General features: G+C 37.2%; 10 protein-coding genes. 6 read left to right on the top strand and 4 right to left on the bottom strand.

What is annotated here, in order from left to right; all coding sequences use genetic code 11:
• Nucleotides 1–18: 18 nt before the first annotated feature.
• Nucleotides 19–2,469 (bottom strand): DNA topoisomerase (ATP-hydrolyzing) subunit B, encoded by a 2,451-nt coding sequence (gyrB, locus tag CER18_RS00405; protein WP_100128142.1) that lies wholly within the window; start codon nucleotides 2,467–2,469, stop codon nucleotides 19–21.
• Between the two features lie 1,022 nt (nucleotides 2,470–3,491).
• Between gyrB and CER18_RS00410 the strand changes: the two genes are divergently transcribed.
• Nucleotides 3,492–4,421, top strand: a complete 930-nt coding sequence (locus CER18_RS00410; RefSeq protein ID WP_100128143.1) for a transporter substrate-binding domain-containing protein — start codon at nucleotides 3,492–3,494, stop codon at nucleotides 4,419–4,421.
• A gap of 12 nt (nucleotides 4,422–4,433) precedes the next feature.
• On the opposite strand, the gene CER18_RS00415 is transcribed toward CER18_RS00410, so the two are convergent.
• Nucleotides 4,434–5,966: a YifB family Mg chelatase-like AAA ATPase gene (locus CER18_RS00415; RefSeq protein ID WP_100128144.1), complete on the bottom strand. Its 1,533-nt coding sequence runs from the start codon at nucleotides 5,964–5,966 to the stop codon at nucleotides 4,434–4,436.
• A 402-nt stretch (nucleotides 5,967–6,368) separates the two neighbouring features.
• Between CER18_RS00415 and CER18_RS00420 the strand changes: the two genes are divergently transcribed.
• Nucleotides 6,369–8,333 (top strand): autotransporter assembly complex protein TamA, encoded by a 1,965-nt coding sequence (locus CER18_RS00420; protein WP_100128145.1) that lies wholly within the window; start codon nucleotides 6,369–6,371, stop codon nucleotides 8,331–8,333.
• Nucleotides 8,333–12,985 (top strand): translocation/assembly module TamB domain-containing protein, encoded by a 4,653-nt coding sequence (locus CER18_RS00425; protein WP_100128146.1) that lies wholly within the window; start codon nucleotides 8,333–8,335, stop codon nucleotides 12,983–12,985. The genes CER18_RS00420 and CER18_RS00425 overlap by 1 nt, the downstream gene beginning before the upstream one ends.
• Before the next feature lie 1,278 nt (nucleotides 12,986–14,263).
• Here the strand turns inward: CER18_RS00425 and CER18_RS00435 are convergent.
• Nucleotides 14,264–16,030, bottom strand: a complete 1,767-nt coding sequence (locus tag CER18_RS00435; RefSeq protein ID WP_100128148.1) for an ABC transporter ATP-binding protein — start codon at nucleotides 16,028–16,030, stop codon at nucleotides 14,264–14,266.
• A gap of 1,237 nt (nucleotides 16,031–17,267) precedes the next feature.
• Complete coding sequence (gene infC / locus CER18_RS00440; RefSeq protein WP_100128149.1) at nucleotides 17,268–17,786, bottom strand: translation initiation factor IF-3; 519 nt, start codon at nucleotides 17,784–17,786, stop codon at nucleotides 17,268–17,270.
• Between the two features lie 195 nt (nucleotides 17,787–17,981).
• On the opposite strand from infC, the gene CER18_RS00445 reads away from it, so the two are divergent.
• From CER18_RS00445 to dapE, 3 genes are all read left to right on the top strand, one after another.
• Nucleotides 17,982–18,761 carry an alpha/beta hydrolase gene (locus CER18_RS00445; protein WP_100128150.1) on the top strand — a complete coding sequence of 260 codons (780 nt, stop codon included), beginning with the start codon at nucleotides 17,982–17,984 and terminating at the stop codon, nucleotides 18,759–18,761.
• A 33-nt stretch (nucleotides 18,762–18,794) separates the two neighbouring features.
• Complete coding sequence (locus CER18_RS00450) at nucleotides 18,795–19,535, top strand: M48 family metallopeptidase (RefSeq protein ID WP_100128151.1); 741 nt, start codon at nucleotides 18,795–18,797, stop codon at nucleotides 19,533–19,535.
• Nucleotides 19,536–19,764: 229 nt separating this feature from the next.
• Nucleotides 19,765–20,937 carry a succinyl-diaminopimelate desuccinylase gene (gene dapE / locus CER18_RS00455; protein ID WP_100128152.1) on the top strand — a complete coding sequence of 391 codons (1,173 nt, stop codon included), beginning with the start codon at nucleotides 19,765–19,767 and terminating at the stop codon, nucleotides 20,935–20,937.
• Nucleotides 20,938–21,334 lie beyond the last annotated feature (397 nt).

Raw genomic sequence — 21,334 nt, forward strand, 5'->3', positions numbered from 1 at the left:
AAAAACAGAAGAGTATCTTTAGATATCAAGATTAGCAACGCTTAAGGCATTGTCTTGAATAAAAATACGTCTAGGTTCAACTTCATCACCCATGAGACGAGAAAAGAGTGAATCTGCATCGGTTGCATCATTAATTTTTACTTGTAAAAGAGAACGCGCATTAGGATCAAGCGTTGTTTCCCAAAGCTGTTCAGCATTCATTTCTCCAAGACCTTTATAACGCTGAAGAGTAATACCCTTTTTACCGTTTGTAAAAATGCTCTCTAAAAGGCTCATAGGTCCAAAAATATGCTCCGTTTTATCTTTACGACGCAAAAGGAGAGGAGGATGATATACGTCGCCAAAATTTTGGGAAATGCGATCAATTTGACGTGCATCTGCTGAGTTTATAAGCCCTGCATCAAGCGTGATAACATCCTTAACACCCCGCAAAATACGCTCAAAACACAAGATTCCATCTTCCATATATTGTCCACTCCACCCCTGTTCCATATCATCAGCAATCAGATTAAGGCGGTATGCAACAGCATCTGCTATTTTTTGCGCTTTTTCTTGTATTGCAAAGGCTTCAGGGTTAAAAGCGCCAACAATAGCTGCTTGCTCAACAACGTTGCGGTCATAACGGGTATGAAGACCATTTAAAAGTTGACGGAATACACGGGCATCTTTAACGAGTTGATATAAATCAGCCCCTGCACGAACTTCTCCTGTTGAAAGTTCGAGCGTTGTTTCTTCTAGTCCCGTATCGATCAAGAATTCTTCAAAGGCTGCTTCATTTTTAATATATTGAGAAGATTTTCCACGCGATACTTTATAAAGAGGTGGTTGAGCAATATAAAGATGTCCACGTTCAATTAACTCGGGCATTTGTCTAAAAAAGAAAGTGAGCAGCAGAGTGCGGATATGAGCTCCATCAACATCCGCATCTGTCATAATAATAATCTTATGATAGCGTAATTTATCGGGTGAAAATTCATCTTTACCAATAGATGTTCCAAGAGCTGTAATCAGTGTTCCGATCATATCAGATGAGAGCATACGGTCGAAGCGTGCCCGTTCAACATTGAGAATTTTACCGCGAAGCGGTAAAATTGCCTGATTTTGACGTGAGCGTCCACTTTTTGCTGAACCACCTGCCGAATCTCCTTCGACAATAAAGATTTCTGATTTTTCAGGATCACGCTCTTGGCAATCGGCAAGTTTTCCTGGCAAAGAGGTGATATCAAGCGCTCCTTTTCGCCTTGTAAGTTCACGTGCTTTGCGTGCTGCTTCACGTGCTGTTGCAGCTTCTACTACTTTGCTAATAAGAAGTTTTGCTTCATTAGGATGTTCTTCCAGCCATATTGAAAGACCTTCGTTGACCAAATTTTCAACAATAGGGCGCACTTCAGAAGAAACCAATTTGTCCTTTGTTTGTGAAGAAAATTTAGGATCAGGAACTTTGACAGAAAGAATAGCTGTTAATCCTTCACGGCAATCATCTCCAGTTAAATTCACTTTTTCTTTTTTTGCAATCCCTGAAGATTCGGCATAACCATTAATTTGACGTGTAAGAGCACTTCTAAAACCAATTAAATGCGTTCCACCATCACGCTGAGGAATATTATTGGTAAAACATAAGACTTTTTCATGGTAGGAATCATTCCACCATAGGGCAACATCAACGCTCATACCATCTTTTTCATTTGCAATGTAAATAGGCATGTCTAGGAGCGCTTTTTTTGATTGATCAATATATTTAACAAACTCTATCAATCCACCTTCATAATGCAATTCAACGGATTTAATGTCAGCATGCCGCTCGTCAACAAGGAGAATATGAACCCCAGAATTTAGAAAGGCCAATTCCCGTAAACGACGCTCCAAAGTTTCAAAATCAAACTCAACCATAGTAAAGGTTTCAGAGCTTGGTAAAAATCTAATTTCTGTTCCACTTTCTTGATCACAATCACCAACAATTTTCAATGGAGCATCAGCCACCCCATGGGTAAATGATATTTCATGAATTTTACCATTCCGTCTGATTTGCAATTTAAGCCAAACAGAGAGCGCATTCACAACAGAGACACCAACACCGTGCAATCCACCTGAAACTTTATAAGAATTTTGATCAAATTTTCCACCAGCATGAAGCTGTGTCATGATAACTTCAGCAGCAGAAATACCTTCTGTTGGATGGATATCTGTTGGAATTCCACGTCCATTATCACGAACAGAACAAGAACCATCAGCATGGAGTGTGACATTTACAAGAGTTGCATGACCGGCTAAAGCTTCATCGATAGCATTGTCTACAACTTCATAGACCATATGATGTAACCCCGATCCATCATCCGTATCACCGATATACATACCAGGCCGTTTGCGTACAGCATCAAGACCTTTGAGAACTTTAATAGAAGCGGCGCCATAGTCATCGCCTTGTGTCGGTGAGGTACTTTGTGTCGGTGAGGTTATTTCATCACTCATAAGTTAGTCCATTTCTGTTTTCAATTTACAATATCTTATCTGCTTTTTTAAAGCTCAATGTTGTGATCAGTTATTTATGGAATAACCACGTTAAACATTTACCGTATATCAGCTCTAGATTCAATATCTGTCACTCTATAATGGAGCGAATGATGCAACGATATTAAATTATTATACAGTAAAACACCGTCTTTAGGGCAGTAACATAAGACAAGTAAACGCCTCTTTGATATATTTAAGTATTTTTACAGTGCGTGGTGAATATTCAGAGCAGGTCTTGAAAGCCTTTCGTTAAGTGAATTGCGTGAATGGGAAAACCAAAGAAATTAAAAGCGTAATTTAGAAAGAGAAGTCGATTGTTTACAAACTAACGTTGGTACAAATCTTTTTCCTCTAAAACTGTGGGACGAGTGAAATTATGGTTTATTTTTGCATATGCGTAATATTTCAAACTTAGTTGTGAATCTTTGTATTACACGAATAAAGTTTTTACTTTGTTTACCTATCAATCAATCATCAATTTTAATGAAATCGTATATCTAACACAAAGGCAATGTGTTTCTTAAGACACCGAAGTTTGTTGTATGTTAGATTGAGATGAGAATGTTGTATGTTAGATTGAGATGAGAATATTGTGTATATTTGCTTATGTTATTCTTGTCATGGAGGTTACATTTCTCATTCAAAATAAAACACTATTGTGTTATTTATTCACGTACTTTTTTAAGAAGAATTTCTCAATGTTCCAAGATTTATTTTACGACGATATTTGAAAAGTATAATGTCAAATATTTTGTGAAAGCATAAGGTTTATTTCTTTCAAGTTGCTTTTTATACACTTGTGTTGGAAATCTTGAGATCAAAAGTTAAAGCATTTTCAATGTGTTTGAAAAAATATATGAAAATTGTTAAAAATTTTAATAATTTTAAAAAAGAGCAAGAGTTTTATTGATTAAGCGGCAGATATTTTGGTGAAGTGCGTTAGATAATAGCCAAGTAGAGTTGCATTTTGGCTTTGAAAAATGGGGGGAGAGAGTTTGAAAATAAGAAAACCTACACATGTAAAACATCTTCAATGGTGTTTACGGTACTTTTTACTCTACAATCTATATACTATTTTTATGCGCATTTTATTTGTAGCAGGGGGATTTCTATTTTCCTTTTACGCAGAAGCTGAAATAGCTGAAAGGCTGCCTTCTTTTTTTGATTCGCATGAACATTTGGTCCAGCCTGATACTAGGGATATTATTCGTTTGCGTTTTGTAACAACTTTTGATTTTCCTCCCTTTAATTTTCTGGATCAAACGGGGCATCTTGCAGGTTATAATATCGATTTATTGCGTGCTATTTGCTCAAAATTAAAATTAGAGGAATTTTGTGAAGTAGAAGTGGTTCCTTGGGAAGAGCTTGTAGAACATGTCAAAAATGGTGGTGCAGAAGTTATTATTGCGGGTTTAAAAGAAACAAGTCAAACTCAGCAAGATCTTGTTTTTACAAAGTCATATTTGCGCTTTCCAGCGCGATTTGTTGCTTCTCAAAAATTGAATCTCGATGAGCCAATAAGCGATCAATTGATCCATTTAACCAGCGGTGTTTTGTCTAAAAGTATTCACGAAAAGCTCTTTCATTACTATTTTCCTAAAGCACAATGGCAAGGATTTAAAGAAAGGGAAGAGCTCTATAAAGCCTTACAGGAGCATAAAATTGATCTTATTTTTGATGATGGATTTGCTTTATCGTTGTGGTTCAAAAATCAAAAATCTGTTGATTGCTGCCATTTTGTTGGGGGGGCATATATGGCTCCGCAGTTATTGGGGCAGGGAATGCAGCTTGCTGTTGCAAAAAAGAACGAAAAATTGATTGATATCCTCAATTATGCACTAAAATCTTTAGAAGAGGATGGTAAACTTACAGAGCTTTATTTGCGTTACTTTCCAATAAGTTTTTACTGATAAACAGTTTTTTTAGTTAAGAGCTGTTAATCTTTCCGTACCGAGCCGATAGGAGATGGCTTCTGCAAGATGATGGCGTGAAAGATTGTTCGATCCATCAAGATCAGCAATTGTACGTGCAACTTTGAGAATGCGATGATAAGCACGTGCAGAAAGGTGCATTTTTTCACTTACATCTCGTAAAAGTATGGCGGCATTTTTATCCGGAATGGCAATTTGTTCTATAATTTTGGCAGGGCAATCGCCATTGGTCCGAATATGGTCAAATCCTAGTGTTGCAAAACGTTTGGCTTGAATGGTACGGCACCGTGCGACGCGTTTGGCAACATTACAGCTTTTTTCTGATTGCTCTGGTTGCATAAGGTCTATCGCTGTTAAAGCAGGAACATCAATCCGTAAATCAATTCGATCGAGAAGCGGACCAGAAAGACGGGATTGATAATCGATTTGACAGCGTATTCCTTTAGCACAAACATGGCCTTTTTCACCTGCCATACCACATCGGCAAGGATTCATTGCGGCGATAAGTTGGAAGCGAGCAGGATAGCTGATATGGTGATTAGCGCGGGCTATAACCGCTTCTCCACTTTCTAAAGGTTGACGAAGAGAATCAAGAACTTGCGGAGAAAATTCAGGCAATTCATCAAGAAATAAGACACCATTATGAGCAAGTGATACTTCCCCTGGTCGTCCTTTAAGCCCCCCACCAATCATTGCAGCCATAGAAGCAGAATGATGTGGAGCACGAAAGGGGCAATGAAGTGAAATGGTATTGTGAACTGTTTCTCCTGTAATAGAAGCAATCAGAGAGACATCTAAAAGCTCACGACTATCAAGAGGGGGTAAAATAGAAGGTAAGCGTTGCGCCAACATAGATTTTCCAGCACCAGGAGGACCGACAAACAAAAGGTTATGGCGTCCAGCAGCACAAACTTCTAAGGCACGTTTAGCTATTTTCTGTCCTTTGATTTCGCAAAGATCTGGAAGTTCAGTTTCAATAGTATATTGGCGTGGTTGTGGACGTTTTTGAATTTGGGTTCCTTTAAAGTGATTGACGATAGTAAGAAGAGTTTCTGGGGCAAGAATATTTATTTCCGCATTTACCCATGCTGCTTCAGGTCCACATTCAAAGGGACAAATCAGTCCTTTATCGAGCGATACAGCTGTCATGGCAGCTGGTAAAACGCCATTGACAGCGGTAAGTGAACCATCCAGTGACAATTCACCTAAAATAACGTACTCTTGTGCTACCTCGGGAGGGAGAATTCCCATAGCAAGCATTAAGCCTACAGCAATTGGCAAATCATAATGTGATCCCTCTTTAGGCAAATCAGCTGGTGCAAGATTAATCGTAATTCGTTTGGTTGGCATAGAAAGCCCACAAGCATGGAGGGCTGCTTGTACACGTTCACGGCTTTCTGCAACGGCCTTATCGGCTAATCCAACAATAGCCATTCCCATTTTACCGGACGAAATCATAACCTGTACATCGACAGGGACTGCTTCTAGACCGCGAAAAGCAACAGTTGTAATACGTGCGATCATTTATATCCCCCCTTTAGACTCGGGAAAGACAATCATATCTACGCATAAAAATCAAGAAGCACATCTATGGTTTTTTAAATGGAGAGATCTATATACGTACGCAGGTTTTTGGAGCGTTCTCATGGCAAGTTATTTGTACAAATTTAACCATGATAATATGGAGCGCAATAAAACATTTATAATAAGCTAAATGAATATGTTAAGGAAAAAAAATAAGGCTGTTTGTATGACACAACAGAGCAGAATTTTGTGAAGATATGAGGGGAGGGTGACGTTATGTATCGCAGAGTGTTATTTGATGTGATAAAACGTGTAAAGTATGCAAAGTAGTTATATTTACCTTTCTTATTTTATATTATTTAAAGTGTAGTAGATGCAAAGTGTATTAAAGGTATCTGATTTATGGTATACCAAACAAAAATTTTGTTAAAATCAGGAACTGTGCGCTGTGTATTTATAGGGTTGTGTTTCGCTTTTGCTTTTCCACAGCCTCTTGCTGCATTTGATTTTTTCGGTATTCCTCTTTTTGGTCAAAAGAAAACAAATTCTTCTTCACAATATGTCAAAAGTACAGAGAAATTTTATAAAGTTAATATTATTACACCACCAGGGGCGCCATCAGAAGGAATAAAAATAGTTAAATCTGTCTCTTCTCTTTTTGCAGATAAAGACAAAGCATCTGCGAGTTCTTCTGGTTTGCTAGCTAAAGCGCGTTCAGATTATCGGGCTATTCTTTCTGCTCTTTATGCTGACGGGCGCTATGGTGGTGTTATTAGTATTAAAATTAATGGTTTAGAAGCCGCTGATTTAAGTCCAGTAACGCAACTTCCAGCACAATCCAATATTGTTATTACCATTAATGCTGGTCCACAATATATTTTTAGTATTGCAGATATTGATAAAGTAGCGCCTTATGAAAAACGTAAAGCGCATAAAATGCCCACACTTGAAAAATTGGGCTATAAAGCTGGAGCTATTGCCAAATCTGAAACCATTTTGAAAGCAGAAAAATGGGCGGTAGAAGGATGGCGTCAACAAGGTTATGCTAAAGCTAAAATTATGAAAAGTGATATCGTAGCTGACCATGCTGCATTGCGTGTTGAAGGACGGATTGTTGTTGATCCTGGACAAAAGGCTTATTATGGTCCTTTAAGTGTACGGAATATAAGTAAGAACCCCCATGTAGATTCAGATTATATCGCATGGATGACCGGATTGAAGCTAGGTCAGAAATACGATTCCGATGCGTTAGCTAGGGCAAATGAACGTCTTGCACGCTTAGGTGTTTTTCGTGCTATCAATATACGTGAGGCTGATACCATTAACCCAGATGGCAGTTTACCGCTTATGCTTGTTGTACAAGAACGTAAACCGCGTCGTTTCGGTATAGGTGGCGGTTATTCAACATTAGATGGTGCTGGTTTTGAAGCTTATTGGATGCATAACAATCTTTTTGGTCACGCAGAGACCCTTAAACTTGAAACAAAAATAAGTGGTGTTGGCGGTAACAAAAAACAATCCTATAATTTTAAGAATTTTGATTATCTTTTCGGTGGTACGTTTATAAAACCTGGTGTACTCACGCCTGATACAGATTTCAGATCAGAATTAAAAATACAACAAGATGTTCTAGAAAATTATACAACAAAAGCCATCAAAGGGAAATTAGGTATTACGCATATTTTTAATAGTCATCTATCGGGACATACTGCTATAGAAGTTTCAAATGGTTACTCACGTGATATTTATTTTGGGAGCCGTAATTTTACAACCATTGGTTTTCCTACCGGTTTGATTTACGATAGTCGTAATAATAAGTTCAATGCAACAAAAGGGTTATATGGTGAAGTCCTGATTGAGCCTTTTTATGAAATGCGTTTTAGCAACTTTGTTGCAAAAGTAACGGCAGAAGGCCGTTCTTATTGGGCGTTGGATGAAGGGGATCGTTTTGTTTTTGCTACACGGGCAAAGCTTGGTACAATTCTTGGGAATGATACAGCGCAAGTTCCTGCGGATACGCTCTTTTTTGCTGGTGGTGGGGGCTCTGTTCGTGGTTATGCTTATCGTAATATTGGTATCAAAACAGAAAATGATGCGGTTGTTGGTGGACGAGCGCTTATTGAGGGATCGGCAGAATTGCGTGTTTCTTTAAATGATAAAATAGGATTGGTCAGTTTTCTTGATGGAGGTCTCGTAGGAGAAAAGGCGAAGTTTAACTTTTCTCAAAAAATTAAATGGGGAGCCGGTATAGGAGGTCGCTATATGACGGGTCTTGGTCCTTTACGCGTTGATTTAGCCTTTCCTTTAAAGAGAGAGCAGGGTGATCCTCGCATTGGTTTTTATGTAGGTATAGGACAAGCATTTTAATGAAAAAAAGTGTACGTTTATTAGCTTTCTTCTTTGGGCTTGTGTTTTTTTTAGTCGGTGGTTTTGTTTTTGCGCAGAGAGAAGACCGTTTTCCTTCTAACGAAGAGATAGCAGATGATCGTTCATGGTTCGTTTCTTTAATTGAACGCAAGCTTTCAGCACCTAATCGTCAAGTTCGTTTACATAATATGCAAGGAAAGCTATCTTCTCAAACATCCATTGATGCTATTACTATCAGTGATAAAAAGGGGGTTTGGCTTAAAATTACTAATGCTAAAATGGATTGGAATCGTCTAGCGTTGCTAAGAGGGCGGGTGGATATTAATCAGCTTTCGGCAGAACAGGTTACGTTTTTACGCAAACCACAAGGCAATTCTTCTTTTATTTCTTCCCTTGAGACGGGTAGGTTTTCTGTACCAAAATTGCCACTTGCTCTTTTTATCAATACGCTTACAGCGCAGCATGTGACGTTTGACCAGAATCTTTTGGGTTTTCCTGCTGATATGTCCTTAGAAGGCAGTTTCACTTTGGCGAGTGGTAATTTTGATGTTGATATAGCAGCGCATCGTTTAGATGCACCGGGTTCTTTTTCCGTTCTTACTAAGATATCTGAGAGCAATCGTACAGCTCAGATTGATATCTCTGCTGATGAACCATCAAATGGTATTTTGGCAAATGTTTTTAACATTGAAAAACGTCCAGCATTAAATCTGGCAATTAAAGGTGATGGTACTTTTGATGATTTGGTTATCAAACTTTCTTTAGACGCCGATCATCATTCTATTTTAGATGGTAATGTTATTCTTGCAAGTGTTTCAGAAGGACACAGTTTTTCCACGAAACTAGAGGGAAGATTGGGCCTTTTAGTGCCTGCTCAATATCGTCGTTTCTTCGCATCTGATATAACATTAAAAGCAGAGGCAAGAAGAACAAGAGAGGGGGCGACTCACCTTGATCAGATGGTACTTCAGAGTAAAGAAATGAATGTTATTGCCAATGCTGAAATAACCACCGATGGTTTTTTGCGGCGGCTTTTTGTTGATGGAAAAATGGCTCTTGATAACGAAAAGGGGTCTATTCATTTACCAATATCAGAGGCGCCAAAACCTGCAAATAATATTGCTTTAAACATTGACTATGGTCGCGAAGGACAGCAGTCATGGAATGGGCGGTTGGTTGTACATCATTTGAGCAATAAAAATATTTATATTCGTGATGCAGTTTTTGATATGGGAGGTGTAAGCGAAAATCTTGATAATGCGGCTTCTCGTCATGTTGGTGTTCAGGTTAACGGAACGCTTCAAGGGGTAAAAAAGATTAAGGGAGCGTTGGTAGAAGATTTAAGTCAAGCAGCTCATGTGCATTTAGATACGGATATTGTTTCGAATAAACCCATTTTGATTCATGATTTTAGTATTACGGCTCAGGGTTTTTCTTCTTGGTTAAAAGGGACAATGGAGCATTTTGTTTTTAAAGGCGATCTTGGTTTAAAAGCCCAAACATTAGCTCTTTTGGAGATGTTTAGTAAACAACCACTCTCTGGTAATGCAGATATTAAAGCCAAAGGAACGATTGGTTTATTGAGTGGAATTTTTGATCTGAAATTATCAGGAATGGCTGACAATATGAAAATAGGCGTGCAGCCTTTTGATCGTTTATTCAAAGGAAATATCACTCTTTCAGGTGGTGTTGCTCGAAATACAACGGGTTTTATTTTACGTCATTTAAATTTAAAAAATCAATATACCAACATACAGGCTAATGGTTATTTTTCGGATGAAAGCGCTAAAATGGACTTGTTTGCTCAAATATCTGATCTTACCAAATTAAATCCGAAGATAAGCGGTGCACTTACCATTCAAGGGACAGCAAGAGGGCGCAATAGCCACATAAAACTCAATACAAGTGCTCATGTTGCTGAAGCGTTCATTGTGGGGAAAAAACTTCAAAACACAACACTTAACATAAAGGCACTTGTCGATAATACAGCACCAATTACTTCTTTAACAGGGTCTGTAAAAGGTGATGGAATTTTTGCTCATAAACCGCTACATTTGTCTGCTTCTTTTAAAGATTCTCATAAAATTCGAAAACTTGAAAATATCGATATTAAAGGGGGGGACGCAAAAATAATGGGTGATCTTTCTCAACAACTTGGAGGTTTTTTGAAAGGAACGCTACATATTGATGCCGATGATATTTCAGCACTTTCAGCACTATTTTTGCAGGATGGGAGCGGAAAAGTAAAAGGAGATTTTATTTTTGATGAACAAAATGGCCAACAAAAAGCCCATGTAAAGGCGCATGTTAACCATTTGAATTTTGCCAAGAATAAAATAAAAAAACTTGCAATAGATGCCGACATATTCGATCCTTTTGGTACGACACAGTTTGAAGGCGTTATCAATGCAGAGCATATCCAAACTCCTTTGATAATGGTCAATCGTCTAAATGCTTACGCCAATAGAAATAATGAACAAACGGTTTTTACTGTCCAAGCGATGGTGCATGATGCTCTTAATGCACAGCTTTCTGGTCGTGTAATGGGCGTAGAACTTCCACAAGGCATAAAACGAGAAGTGAAAATTGAAACCATAGATTTAAAACAACACCATTTTCATGCAACATTGCCGAAACCTTCGATAATTGTTTTTGATAACGATGGAATGACAATCAATGAATTAGGAATTGCAATAAATGGCGGTAAAATGACTCTTGCAGGGAATATTCAAGATACCCTGAATTTACAACTTACCGTAGATTCTCTTCCTGCTACTTTAGCCAATCTGTGGAAATCCGATCTTGGAGCAGCAGGGAGTGTAACAGGACAGGTTATGATTCGGGGTCATTTTAAAAAACCTGATATAACCTATGATATAAAAGGGGAAGGACTGACGACTATTGCTCTTCAAGACAAAAAGATTACGCCTTTTTCGCTTTCTGCTATGGGGAAAATCTTAGATCAAAACCTTACTTTGAATGCAAGTTTAACAGGAGAAGGAGTACAAGCACAAGCTCAGGGGCTTGTATCTTTAGAGAAAGACAAGCTTGATCTCCATATTAATTTGCAAAATTTATCTGCACGTTTGGCCAATAGCTTTATTGCAGGACAAGCGCTTGATGGAACGGTGATAGGCAAAGTTGATATTGGCGGGACAATGAAGGATCCATCTGCTCATTTTGAGCTTTCTAGTCAAAGTTTAACCGCTATGACGCCTAAAGGACCGATGTTAATCAATATAAATGCTCGTGGTTCTTATAAAAAACCAACATTTCATATTGAAAATATGATAGCAACAGGAGATAAAGGATTAGATCTTTCCATCCATGGGCCTATTTCTCTTAATGGTTCAGAGGCAAAATTAAACGTTAAAGGAATAATGCCTCTTGATTTTGTTAATCTCTTATTAGCTAAGCGTGGTGCGTATATAGCGGGTACAGCAAGAGTTGATACAGTTCTTAATGGTGCGTTATCAAAGCCACAATTTATAGGAAATATTTCTATCGGTGATGGTAGCTTTTTTGATTCAAAAACCAATGTAGGATTGAATAATATAGCGCTTGAAGGCAAATTAAATGGCGATCATATTTTTATAGAGAAAGCTTCAGCTTCTTCGTCTGAGGGAGGAGGAGTTTCTGCTTCAGGTCGTATTTCTAATGATCTAGAGAGTGATTTAATCTTTCATCTTGATAATGCCAATTATAATGACGGTTCTATGATTCTTGCAACATTGTCAGGTGACATGACAATGAAAGGTCATTTTCTAAGTGATCTTGTTATTGGTGGTGATATCATCGTTGAAAAAGCTGAAATTTTGGTTCCTGATCATTTTAAAAATGCTAAGTTTCTTGATGTTAGAAATAAAAATTTGACAAAACAAATTCAAACAACGCTTGAACGTGCTGATGTTAAGAGCACGAACAAAAGTCCTAATGTCGCAGAAGAATCGTCATCTGTTGTACTATCAAATATACGTGTTACAGCACGTAATCAATTTTTTGTGCGGGGAAAAGGGGTAGATGCCGAACTGGGAGGGCGTATTAATTTAGCAGGTCCATTAAATGATGTGCATCCAGTAGGTGAGTTTAGAATGATTCGTGGACGTTTTGATATTCTTTCACAACGTCTTAATTTTGATCAAGGACAAGCGAGTTTTAGCGGTAATCTTAATCCTACGGTTTATTTTGTAAGCAACAATAACAGTGGTGACATTAGCGTTACTGTAACCGTAAGTGGAACGATTGATAATCTTGATATTAATTTTTCTTCACAACCGAATTTGCCACAGGATGAGATTTTGGCGCGTTTGATTTTTAATCGCTCTCTTAATGAACTCTCACCATTTCAGATTGCTCAACTTGCGGCAGCAGCAGCTGATCTTGCCGGTGCTTCTAATACATCTTTGTTAAATACTTTACGAACTAAAATTGGGCTTGATGATCTTGATGTTATCGTTAATGAAAAGGGTAATACAGGCTTACGTATTGGTCGCTACATACACAATAACATTTATTTAGGCTTTGAAGCAGGGTCTGATGGAACCACGAAAGGGACAATTAATTTGGATATTTCGCGTCATCTCAAAGCGAAAGGCTCTATAGGAAATGAACAAAATTCTAGTATTGGTCTTTTTTATGAAAGAGACTACTAAAGATTAAAGTTTAAAAAACAAATTCTTTATTTTTTGTCTCTCATTTCTAAGGCTGAGGAAAGAGGCCTAGACTAGGAATACACTCAAAGGAGAAGTGTTTTGTTGTGGTGTGAAGAAAAGGATCTAAAATAGTTGGTTTTTTTGTTTATGACATACTCTAAAGAGCTAAAATCTTGACGAAAGAGAGTATATTATTTTCGCTTATCTATATTTAGAGAAATACTTAAATCTTATTCTCAATCTCATTTCATGCTGTTTGCTAAAGAGTATAATGTATACAACATATTGATTTATAAAATATAATTTATCGTTATTCAGTTTGAATTAAAACTTTGAATGCTGTAAGCTTTTCTTATTGCAAGTCTCTCTCATATTGAAGCAATCAAAACCATTCGTTTGCATGTTACAAGTGGAGATGCCCCACGTGGAGATAAAAACGATTAAGAAATGACTAAAAATGCCCCTTATGAATCATCTCGAGAGCTAAGGCCTATTGCAACATTGGGATTTGGAAAAAATAATGTAAATGGCGTCAGCTTGTCACTCCATAAGTGTAAAGATAGGAGTGCTCAATGGATTTATCATTGTAAAGTTCACGAACGTTGTCGCAAAATAGGCTTGTTTTAAAGAAACATTTCTCCGTGTGCACTTGATCCTATTTCACAATACTGCTTGTGAAATGATATAAAATATCTCTCATAAATGGTATAAAATTCATACTACCGTTATTAATGAAGATATAAGTTGGCATTATCACTTTATTTTCAATTTTTCATGTTGTCGACAACCTTTGTACTTTAAAGATTAGAGGTATTTTATTGTTTATCTTAAGCGTTTTTATGGATACACTAATGTTTTTTTATGATGTACAACAGGTGCTTTGTATTTTTAAGGTGTGAAGAAGAAAAAATCATCAGTGTAGAGATAAATATGGATAAAGATAGCATCAATCTAGATTCCTCCTTCTTCGTGAAAATTTTTTCAAAACTTTATGGAATTTTCCCTTTTAGGATTCGTAAAATTGACGGATATTTCATTACTTTACTTAAAAAGAGAAGAAGGTTTTTGTTTTCAAGTTATGTGATTAAAAATCAATTTTATTCAACAAAATAGAAGGAAAGGCGTTCATCTAAATCCAAGAAGTTTGTTCTTAATAAACCGTAAATTCTTTGCTAATTCCTGATTAACGTAATATTTTCCTTTGTAATTTTGCTTTCACAAATGGGGCACTAGCTTCTAGCCATTTTTTATTTTAAATCTTATTTAAATACCTAGAAATTAGGGCGTGTGTTTTTTGAACTGGATGTTATGAAGTTTTTTATAAAACCCATGTTCTTTTGCGAGTAATTCTTTCTGAGTTCCTTGTTCAATCAGTTGTCCATTTTTGATGACCACAATTTTATGGGCACGAGCAATCGTTGAAAGGCGATGAGCAATAATGATCGTTGTACGTCCTTTGGTAAGGTGATGAATGGCTTCATTAATTTGGGCTTCGGTGTGTGAATCAAGCGCGCTTGTTGCTTCATCAAGAATCAGAATTTCACTATCGTGAATCATTGCTCTAGCAATAGCGAGTCGTTGTTTTTGTCCTCCTGAAAGATTACAGCCATTATCGCCTATTTGTGTATCATAACCATTTGGCAAATGCATAATAAAGTCATGAGCATTTGCTGCTTTTGCTGCTGCAATAATTTCGTCATCCCGAGCGCCTTCTCTTCCAAGTCCAATATTATATTTAACGGTTCCTTGAAAGAGAAAAGTATCTTGCCCTACATAGGCCATCAAATTTCTCAGAGAACGAAAAGTTGTGTAGCGGATATCTTGATCATTAATCAATATTCGTCCTTTTGTAGGGTCATAGAGGCGCATAATAAGATTGATAAGGGTTGACTTTCCTGAACCAGATGGTCCCACCAATGCTGTCATTTTCCCAGCTTCTATTTCTAGATTGAAGTCTTTCAATACCATTTTGTTATCAGTATATGCAAAAGAAACATGCTCGAAACGAATAGCTCCTTGCGTTTTATTCAAATCTTTAGCTTCTTTATGTTCTATAACTGTAAGAGGACGATCGAGTATTTCAAACATTGTACGGATATTAACCAAGCCAGATTCAATTTTGACACGGACATTTGCTAGTCTTTTTGCGGGTTCATAAGCTAAAAGTAAAGCAACAATAAAGGACATAAATTCACCTTGAACACCCGCGCGTTGGGTTGCGAGGTAACCGGAAAAGCAGATAATACCGGCAATAGCAACACCTGTGAGTGTTTCCATAATCGGATTGGTAATAGCTTCAAGTGTTGCAATACTGTTTGTTTGTTTTTCAACATCACAAATGGCTTTGTCCATTCTTTTTTTCATGACTTCTTCTAGCGAAAAAGCCTTGATGACTCGAATGCCAACAGCTGTTTCCTGCACGATTTTTATAATTTCACCAAGTGAAAGAAGTTCTTTTTCCATAAGGCGGCGAACGCGTTTTAAAGCCATTCGAACACCTAAAAAAGCCAGTGGTCCTACGATTAAAGTAATGGAGATTAACATAAAGTTTTGAATGAACATGACAAGCAATAGTCCACTCACGGAAAGCAAATCACGTACGAAAGTTGTGATAATAGTATCAATGATATTACGCACAGCTGTCGCATTATGGGTTACGCGAACAAGCAGATCAGATGACGTGTTATTATGATAAAAAGAGACACCTTGTTCCATAAGACGCGCATAAATTTTGCGCTGTTGTTCAGCAATGATACTATTACCTGCTTTGCTTAAAAAGTAAGTTTGGGCAAAAGTTGCAATTCCTTTAAGGATAAAGATAAACGCAATAAAGCTAGAAATCAAAACGATTATAGTAAAATTCTGCGCATCAATAATATAATTAACAACATCACGCATAATCCATGCACTGGTTGCAGTTGTGCAAGAAATGATGATCATTGAGATAATAGCGGCACTGTACCAACGCGCATGTTTATGAAAATTTTCTCGCAAAAGGCGGATAATAAGATGTTTATCAAAAGAGGAAAGTTGTTTTTTGGCCATGTAGTGCTTCTATATTTTCTTGCTGTTTTATGCAAGATTGAAGCGATCTTAATTAAAAAGCTCCTTAATCTTTTTTACAAAAATAGCTTTCTTCTTTTAACATATCATATTCCCTTATGCGACGGTATTTCGTATAATGGGGTTACTCCCCTTATGTAAAATAGGATGCCACCCAGTTGCATGTTCACGTGCTTGTTGTAAAGAAATATCTCTCAGCCATCTTTACGCTTATAAAGGAGCAAGCCGGCAACATCATTATATTTGCTAGTTTATGGTTTTTGCGACAACTCTCGGCACTCGAGACAGTTCACAAAAGCCATTTTTAGTCTTTTCTTTAATGATTTTACCCACACATTCATCCCGCTTTTGATGTACAAGCAAGCGATTTTAATTGATTCAACATACACAGATTTGAAATGAGAGAATCTTACGATATTTGGGTCTTTCATTCAATATGCAAAACAGTGAAATATCATTATAAATCAATTTGTTGTCTAATAAAAAATCCTCCACAAATGGTCTGTGCACCGCTATTTCATTTATATATAAGATATAGATACCATCCTCTGTTGGTATTCCCATATTGCAGCTATTTCCTAGTTGCTTGAAAAGATTTATAAGGGGATTATGACTTCTTTCTATGAATATGATACCACCATTTATGACGCGTAAGCGAATATTTTTGTTTGATTTCATATTGAAAAGTTTTGAAATGAAAGAAGATATTCAGGACTCTTATTCAATATGCAAAACAATAAATATATTTATAAATCAGTACTTTGCAATTGCAAACAACAGAGAAGGATGGTTTTGTTAACGGGCATCATTATCTTTAAGGTTATGAAAGTTCAAGTCAACACCATCATTCCTTTACCAGTTTTCATATTGTTATAACTTTTGGCACTTGAAATGGTTCACAAAAGATATTTCTACTTTTTTAATATTTTATGCATGATCTCTGTTTGTGATGTACAAGCAAATGATTCTTTGCTGGATTCTATGAATTAAGAGAACTCAAAATGAGAAGATCTTCCGATGTTCGCACTCTCTCCTTTTAATATAAAAATGATATGCAAAATAACGAATTCTTCTTATAAATCAGGGAAGCATTATTAAACTCTTACAAGGATCTATACACATTTACAAAACCCTAAAAGCACCACAAAATTCACTGTGGCGCTTTTAAACGATACCTATCCGCTCATTTTGATGAGTTGTACACAGATCCAATGAAAAACTATTTAGGCGCTATCACCATCATTATTTGCCGCCCTTCAAGTTTTGGCTCCAATTCAATCTTGGCAATTTCACTTGTATCTTCTTTCACACGCTGAAGAAGCTTTAATCCAAGATCTTGGTGAGCCATCTCACGACCACGAAAACGCAAAGTAATCTTTACTTTATCACCATGATCAATGAAGCGATGAACAGCCTTAAGCTTGACTCCATAATCATGGACATCAACATTCGGGCGCATCTTAATTTCTTTGATTTCGATGACTTTTTGCTTTTTACGTGTCTCAGCGGCTTTTTTTTGAGTTTGATACTTTAATTTGCCCAAATCGATGATTTTACATACGGGCGGCTCTGCATTTGGTACAATTTCAACCAAATCAAGCCCAGCTTCTGCAGCCATAGCAAGAGCCTCTTGTATCGCAACAACCCCTTGATGTTGTCCCTCATCATTGATAAGCTGAACATGAGGTACCCGAATATCCTGATTTGAACGCGGTCCGTCTTTTTGGGTAGGTGTCATTTTAAACGGTTTACGAATGGTTTATGCTCCTTAATTTTGATTCAACTAACAGTTAGTTTAATATACAATTATGCACATAAAAACAACTATAATTCGTGTCTTTTTCATTATTTGATTTGTTACTTTTTTAAATGATTTGGATTATAAAAATTTTTCCCTTAACTTAAAGAAATTGTTTTATGGAGAAAAAGAATCATGAATCAAAATATTTCTTGCCAATTTTTTTCATTTGAGGACGCTGCTCTTGCAGTACGTCATCGCAAAGGGCGCCATTCTCCAGGTTTGGTTTGGCTTCATGGCTATCAATCCGATATGTTGGGAAGTAAGGCGATGTTGGTTGATCAGTTTGCTCAAAAAAATGATTTGTCTTGTTTACGTTTTGATTACTCTGGCCATGGGGAATCGGAGGGAGATTTTTTTCAAGGAACGATTTCACGTTGGGTGAGAGAAAGTTTAGCAACTTTTGAAACTTATTGTGAGGGACCGCAAATTTTGGTTGGTTCCTCTATGGGGGGATGGATTGCACTAAAGCTTGCTATGATGCTAGCGCAGAAAAATAAGAAGCTTGCTGGTATGATATTAATTGCTCCAGCGCCTGATTTTACAAAAACATTGGTGGAACCAGAGTTAGGCCCTGAAGAATGGAAAATTTTGGAAGAAAAAGGCTATATTGAACGTCCTGCTGTCGGTGATGAGGAACCGATGCCTTTTACAAGAAAATTGATTGAAGATGGACGCGAAAATTGTGTCATGCAAGGATGTATTGATGTTGGCTGTCCAATCCATATTCTACAAGGGATGGAAGATGATAAGATACCTTATCAGCATACATTGACTTTACTTGATCATTTACCTCTTCATGACGTAACATTGACACTTGTGCGTGATGCAGATCACCGTTTTTCTCGTCCGCAAGATTTAGATTGTCTAGAAACAGCCTTGAGATCTTTGATTAATCAGATTAATGCAACATAAGGGGGCCCATTTATTGATGATGAAGATAAATATATGAGCATTTCTGAAAAGCATTTTATTTTTTCTGATCACCCTATCCCTGTACGAATGCGGGAAAATAGGCATGCGCGCCGTCTTACCTTACGTATTGATGCCAGAAATCAGGAGATTTTTGTAACAATACCACCAGCGATAAATCTCTGTGCGGTTGAAAGTTTTATTGAAAAACATCGCTCTTGGATTGAAGCGCGTCTTGCTCGTGTACAAATTTCTCATGAAAATGCTTATCTCAAAGAGGGAGCAACAATTCCCTTATTGGGTGTTTCTCATACCATAAAGCATAGAAAAGGACGTGGGATAACAGAAATTGTTACGGCAGATGCGGAGCAAGGACCTGAAATTATTGTTTATGGTCAATTAGAATATCTTCCAAGACGTATTGCTGATGTTTTAAAAAAACAAGCAGCGCTTATTATAACACCTTTGGTTGCACATTATGCTCATCAGGTAGAGCGTAAAGTCAAATCCATTTGTTATAAAGATACGAGAAGTCGTTGGGGATCTTGTTCAATTGATAAACGTCTTTCTTTTTCTTGGCGCCTTATTATGGCACCAAAAGAAGTTGTTGAGTATGTTGTTGCCCATGAAGTTGCTCATCTTGTTGAAATGAATCATGGACCAAGATTTTGGGCTCTTTGTGAGAAACTTTGCCCTGATAGCAAAACATATCGTGCTTGGTTGAAAGAAAATGCTCAGAGACTGCACGCCATTAATTTTGATTCATATAAAGTATAGTTGTAAAAAACTTGCAAATGAAAGCACTATTTAACGGAACCTTTTGTTGAGTGTTTCGTTGAGTGCATGCTTCGTCATGCATGATGAGGAAGCCATTGAAGCTCTCAGCACGATTGTCCTCCCCTGCTTGGTTTGCTGAGTGTCTTCAATGTTTTTGCTTTATCTTTTTTGTTATTCAGCGTAATAACCTTAAGTTCCGATGATTTATAACAAATAGGAAGGTTTTTTTATGCCTGTTCTTACAGATCCACTTCAGCTATTACAGGCACTTATTCGTTGTCCTTCTGTTACACCTCATGAAGCAGGGGCTTTATCAGCTTTGGAACAATTTTTGAAGAAAATGGGGTTTCATGTTGAGCGCCCTATTTTTACGGATAAAAATACAGATAATGTTGAAAATCTTTATGCAAAAATGGGAAGCGAAGGACCCCATCTTGTGTTTGCGGGTCATACGGATGTTGTACCGCCAGGTGCACTGGAAGATTGGACTTATCCCCCTTTTGAGGCTGTTATAGATCAGGGAAAATTATATGGGCGGGGTGCTGTTGATATGAAAGGCGGTATTGCTTGTTTTATTGCAGCTTTAGCGCGTGTTTTTGAGAAACAATCCATTAAAGGAAGGGTAAGCCTTTTAATTACTGGTGATGAAGAGGGGCCTGCTATTAATGGGACGGTAAAACTTCTCAAATGGGCAGAAAAAAAAGGCGAAAAATGGACTGCGGCTCTTGTGGGAGAACCAACAAGCGTAAAGACTGTTGGTGATATTATCAAAATTGGTCGCCGCGGATCGATTTCTGGTATCATTACCGTGAAAGGTCGTCAAGGTCATGTTGCCTTTCCAGAGCGGGCTGCCAATCCTTTGCCTTTGGCAAGTAAGCTTATTCATGCATTGACACAAACTGCTTTAGATCAAGGAACAGAGAATTTTCAACCTAGTAATTTAGAGCTAACAACCATTGATACCGGTAATTTGGCGGTCAATGTTATTCCAGCAAAGACAACGGTTCGTTTTAATATACGCTACAATGATCTTTGGACAAAAGAGACATTGATGAGGGAAATTGAAAAGCGTCTTGCTGTGGTGCAACCAAAAAATAACAATGGTCAATATCCCTCTTATCAGCTTGAATGGATTCCAAGTTTAGGGGATGTTTTTTTGACCAAAAATGATAAACTTATTCAAGTTTTATCCAATGCTATTAAAAGTGTAACGGGGAGTTTACCAGAATGTTCCACGTCTGGTGGAACTTCAGATGCGCGATTTATTAAGGATTATTGCCCCGTGGTTGAATTTGGTTTACCGGGGCAAACGATGCATATGATTGATGAATGTGTAGAACTTGATGCAATAGAAACGCTAACAGCTATTTATGAACGTTTCATTATTGATTTTTTTGCATAAAGAAATAATTGTTTGGTTCAATAATATCTTTATCTTGTTTTGCTATAAAACCCTTTTGTTGCCACAAAACATTTTCATTTGAGGTGTTGTGGTATAAGGTAAAACTTAAATTGTATGAGGTGGTTTTAAAATACAGCATTTTTTTAAGCTGGATTGTTTCTCGTAAAGCCTTCAGTTCAGTGAGCCACATAAGTAGAAAACCAAGAGAAACCTTTTTTAGAAGTAGGACTGTTTACAGGATCGGATTGGATTAAAAATATTCGTTCTTTAAGGTGTAGGGAAGAAATTAATGTGCAATTCATATATGGAAAACAACAAATGTTAATATCACAATTGATGTGATGACAGGTTAAAGCTATAAAAACACATAAGAATATGCTGCTTTTTTAAAAATTTC

It is taken from the genome of Bartonella tribocorum (assembly GCF_002777915.1).
In the GTDB taxonomy this organism is placed as follows: Bacteria; Pseudomonadota; Alphaproteobacteria; order Rhizobiales; family Rhizobiaceae; genus Bartonella; species Bartonella tribocorum_A.

Bases quoted from the DNA above. Each gene is read 5' to 3' on its own strand.
- gyrB (WP_100128142.1), bottom strand. From the start codon at position 2,469: ATGAGTGATGAAATAACCTCACCGACACAAAGTACCTCACCGACACAA.
- CER18_RS00410 (WP_100128143.1), top strand. From the start codon at position 3,492: ATGGGGGGAGAGAGTTTGAAAATAAGAAAACCTACACATGTAAAACAT.
- CER18_RS00415 (WP_100128144.1), bottom strand. From the start codon at position 5,966: ATGATCGCACGTATTACAACTGTTGCTTTTCGCGGTCTAGAAGCAGTC.
- CER18_RS00420 (WP_100128145.1), top strand. From the start codon at position 6,369: ATGGTATACCAAACAAAAATTTTGTTAAAATCAGGAACTGTGCGCTGT.
- CER18_RS00425 (WP_100128146.1), top strand. From the start codon at position 8,333: ATGAAAAAAAGTGTACGTTTATTAGCTTTCTTCTTTGGGCTTGTGTTT.
- CER18_RS00435 (WP_100128148.1), bottom strand. From the start codon at position 16,030: ATGGCCAAAAAACAACTTTCCTCTTTTGATAAACATCTTATTATCCGC.
- infC (WP_100128149.1), bottom strand. From the start codon at position 17,786: ATGACACCTACCCAAAAAGACGGACCGCGTTCAAATCAGGATATTCGG.
- CER18_RS00445 (WP_100128150.1), top strand. From the start codon at position 17,982: ATGAATCAAAATATTTCTTGCCAATTTTTTTCATTTGAGGACGCTGCT.
- CER18_RS00450 (WP_100128151.1), top strand. From the start codon at position 18,795: ATGAGCATTTCTGAAAAGCATTTTATTTTTTCTGATCACCCTATCCCT.
- dapE (WP_100128152.1), top strand. From the start codon at position 19,765: ATGCCTGTTCTTACAGATCCACTTCAGCTATTACAGGCACTTATTCGT.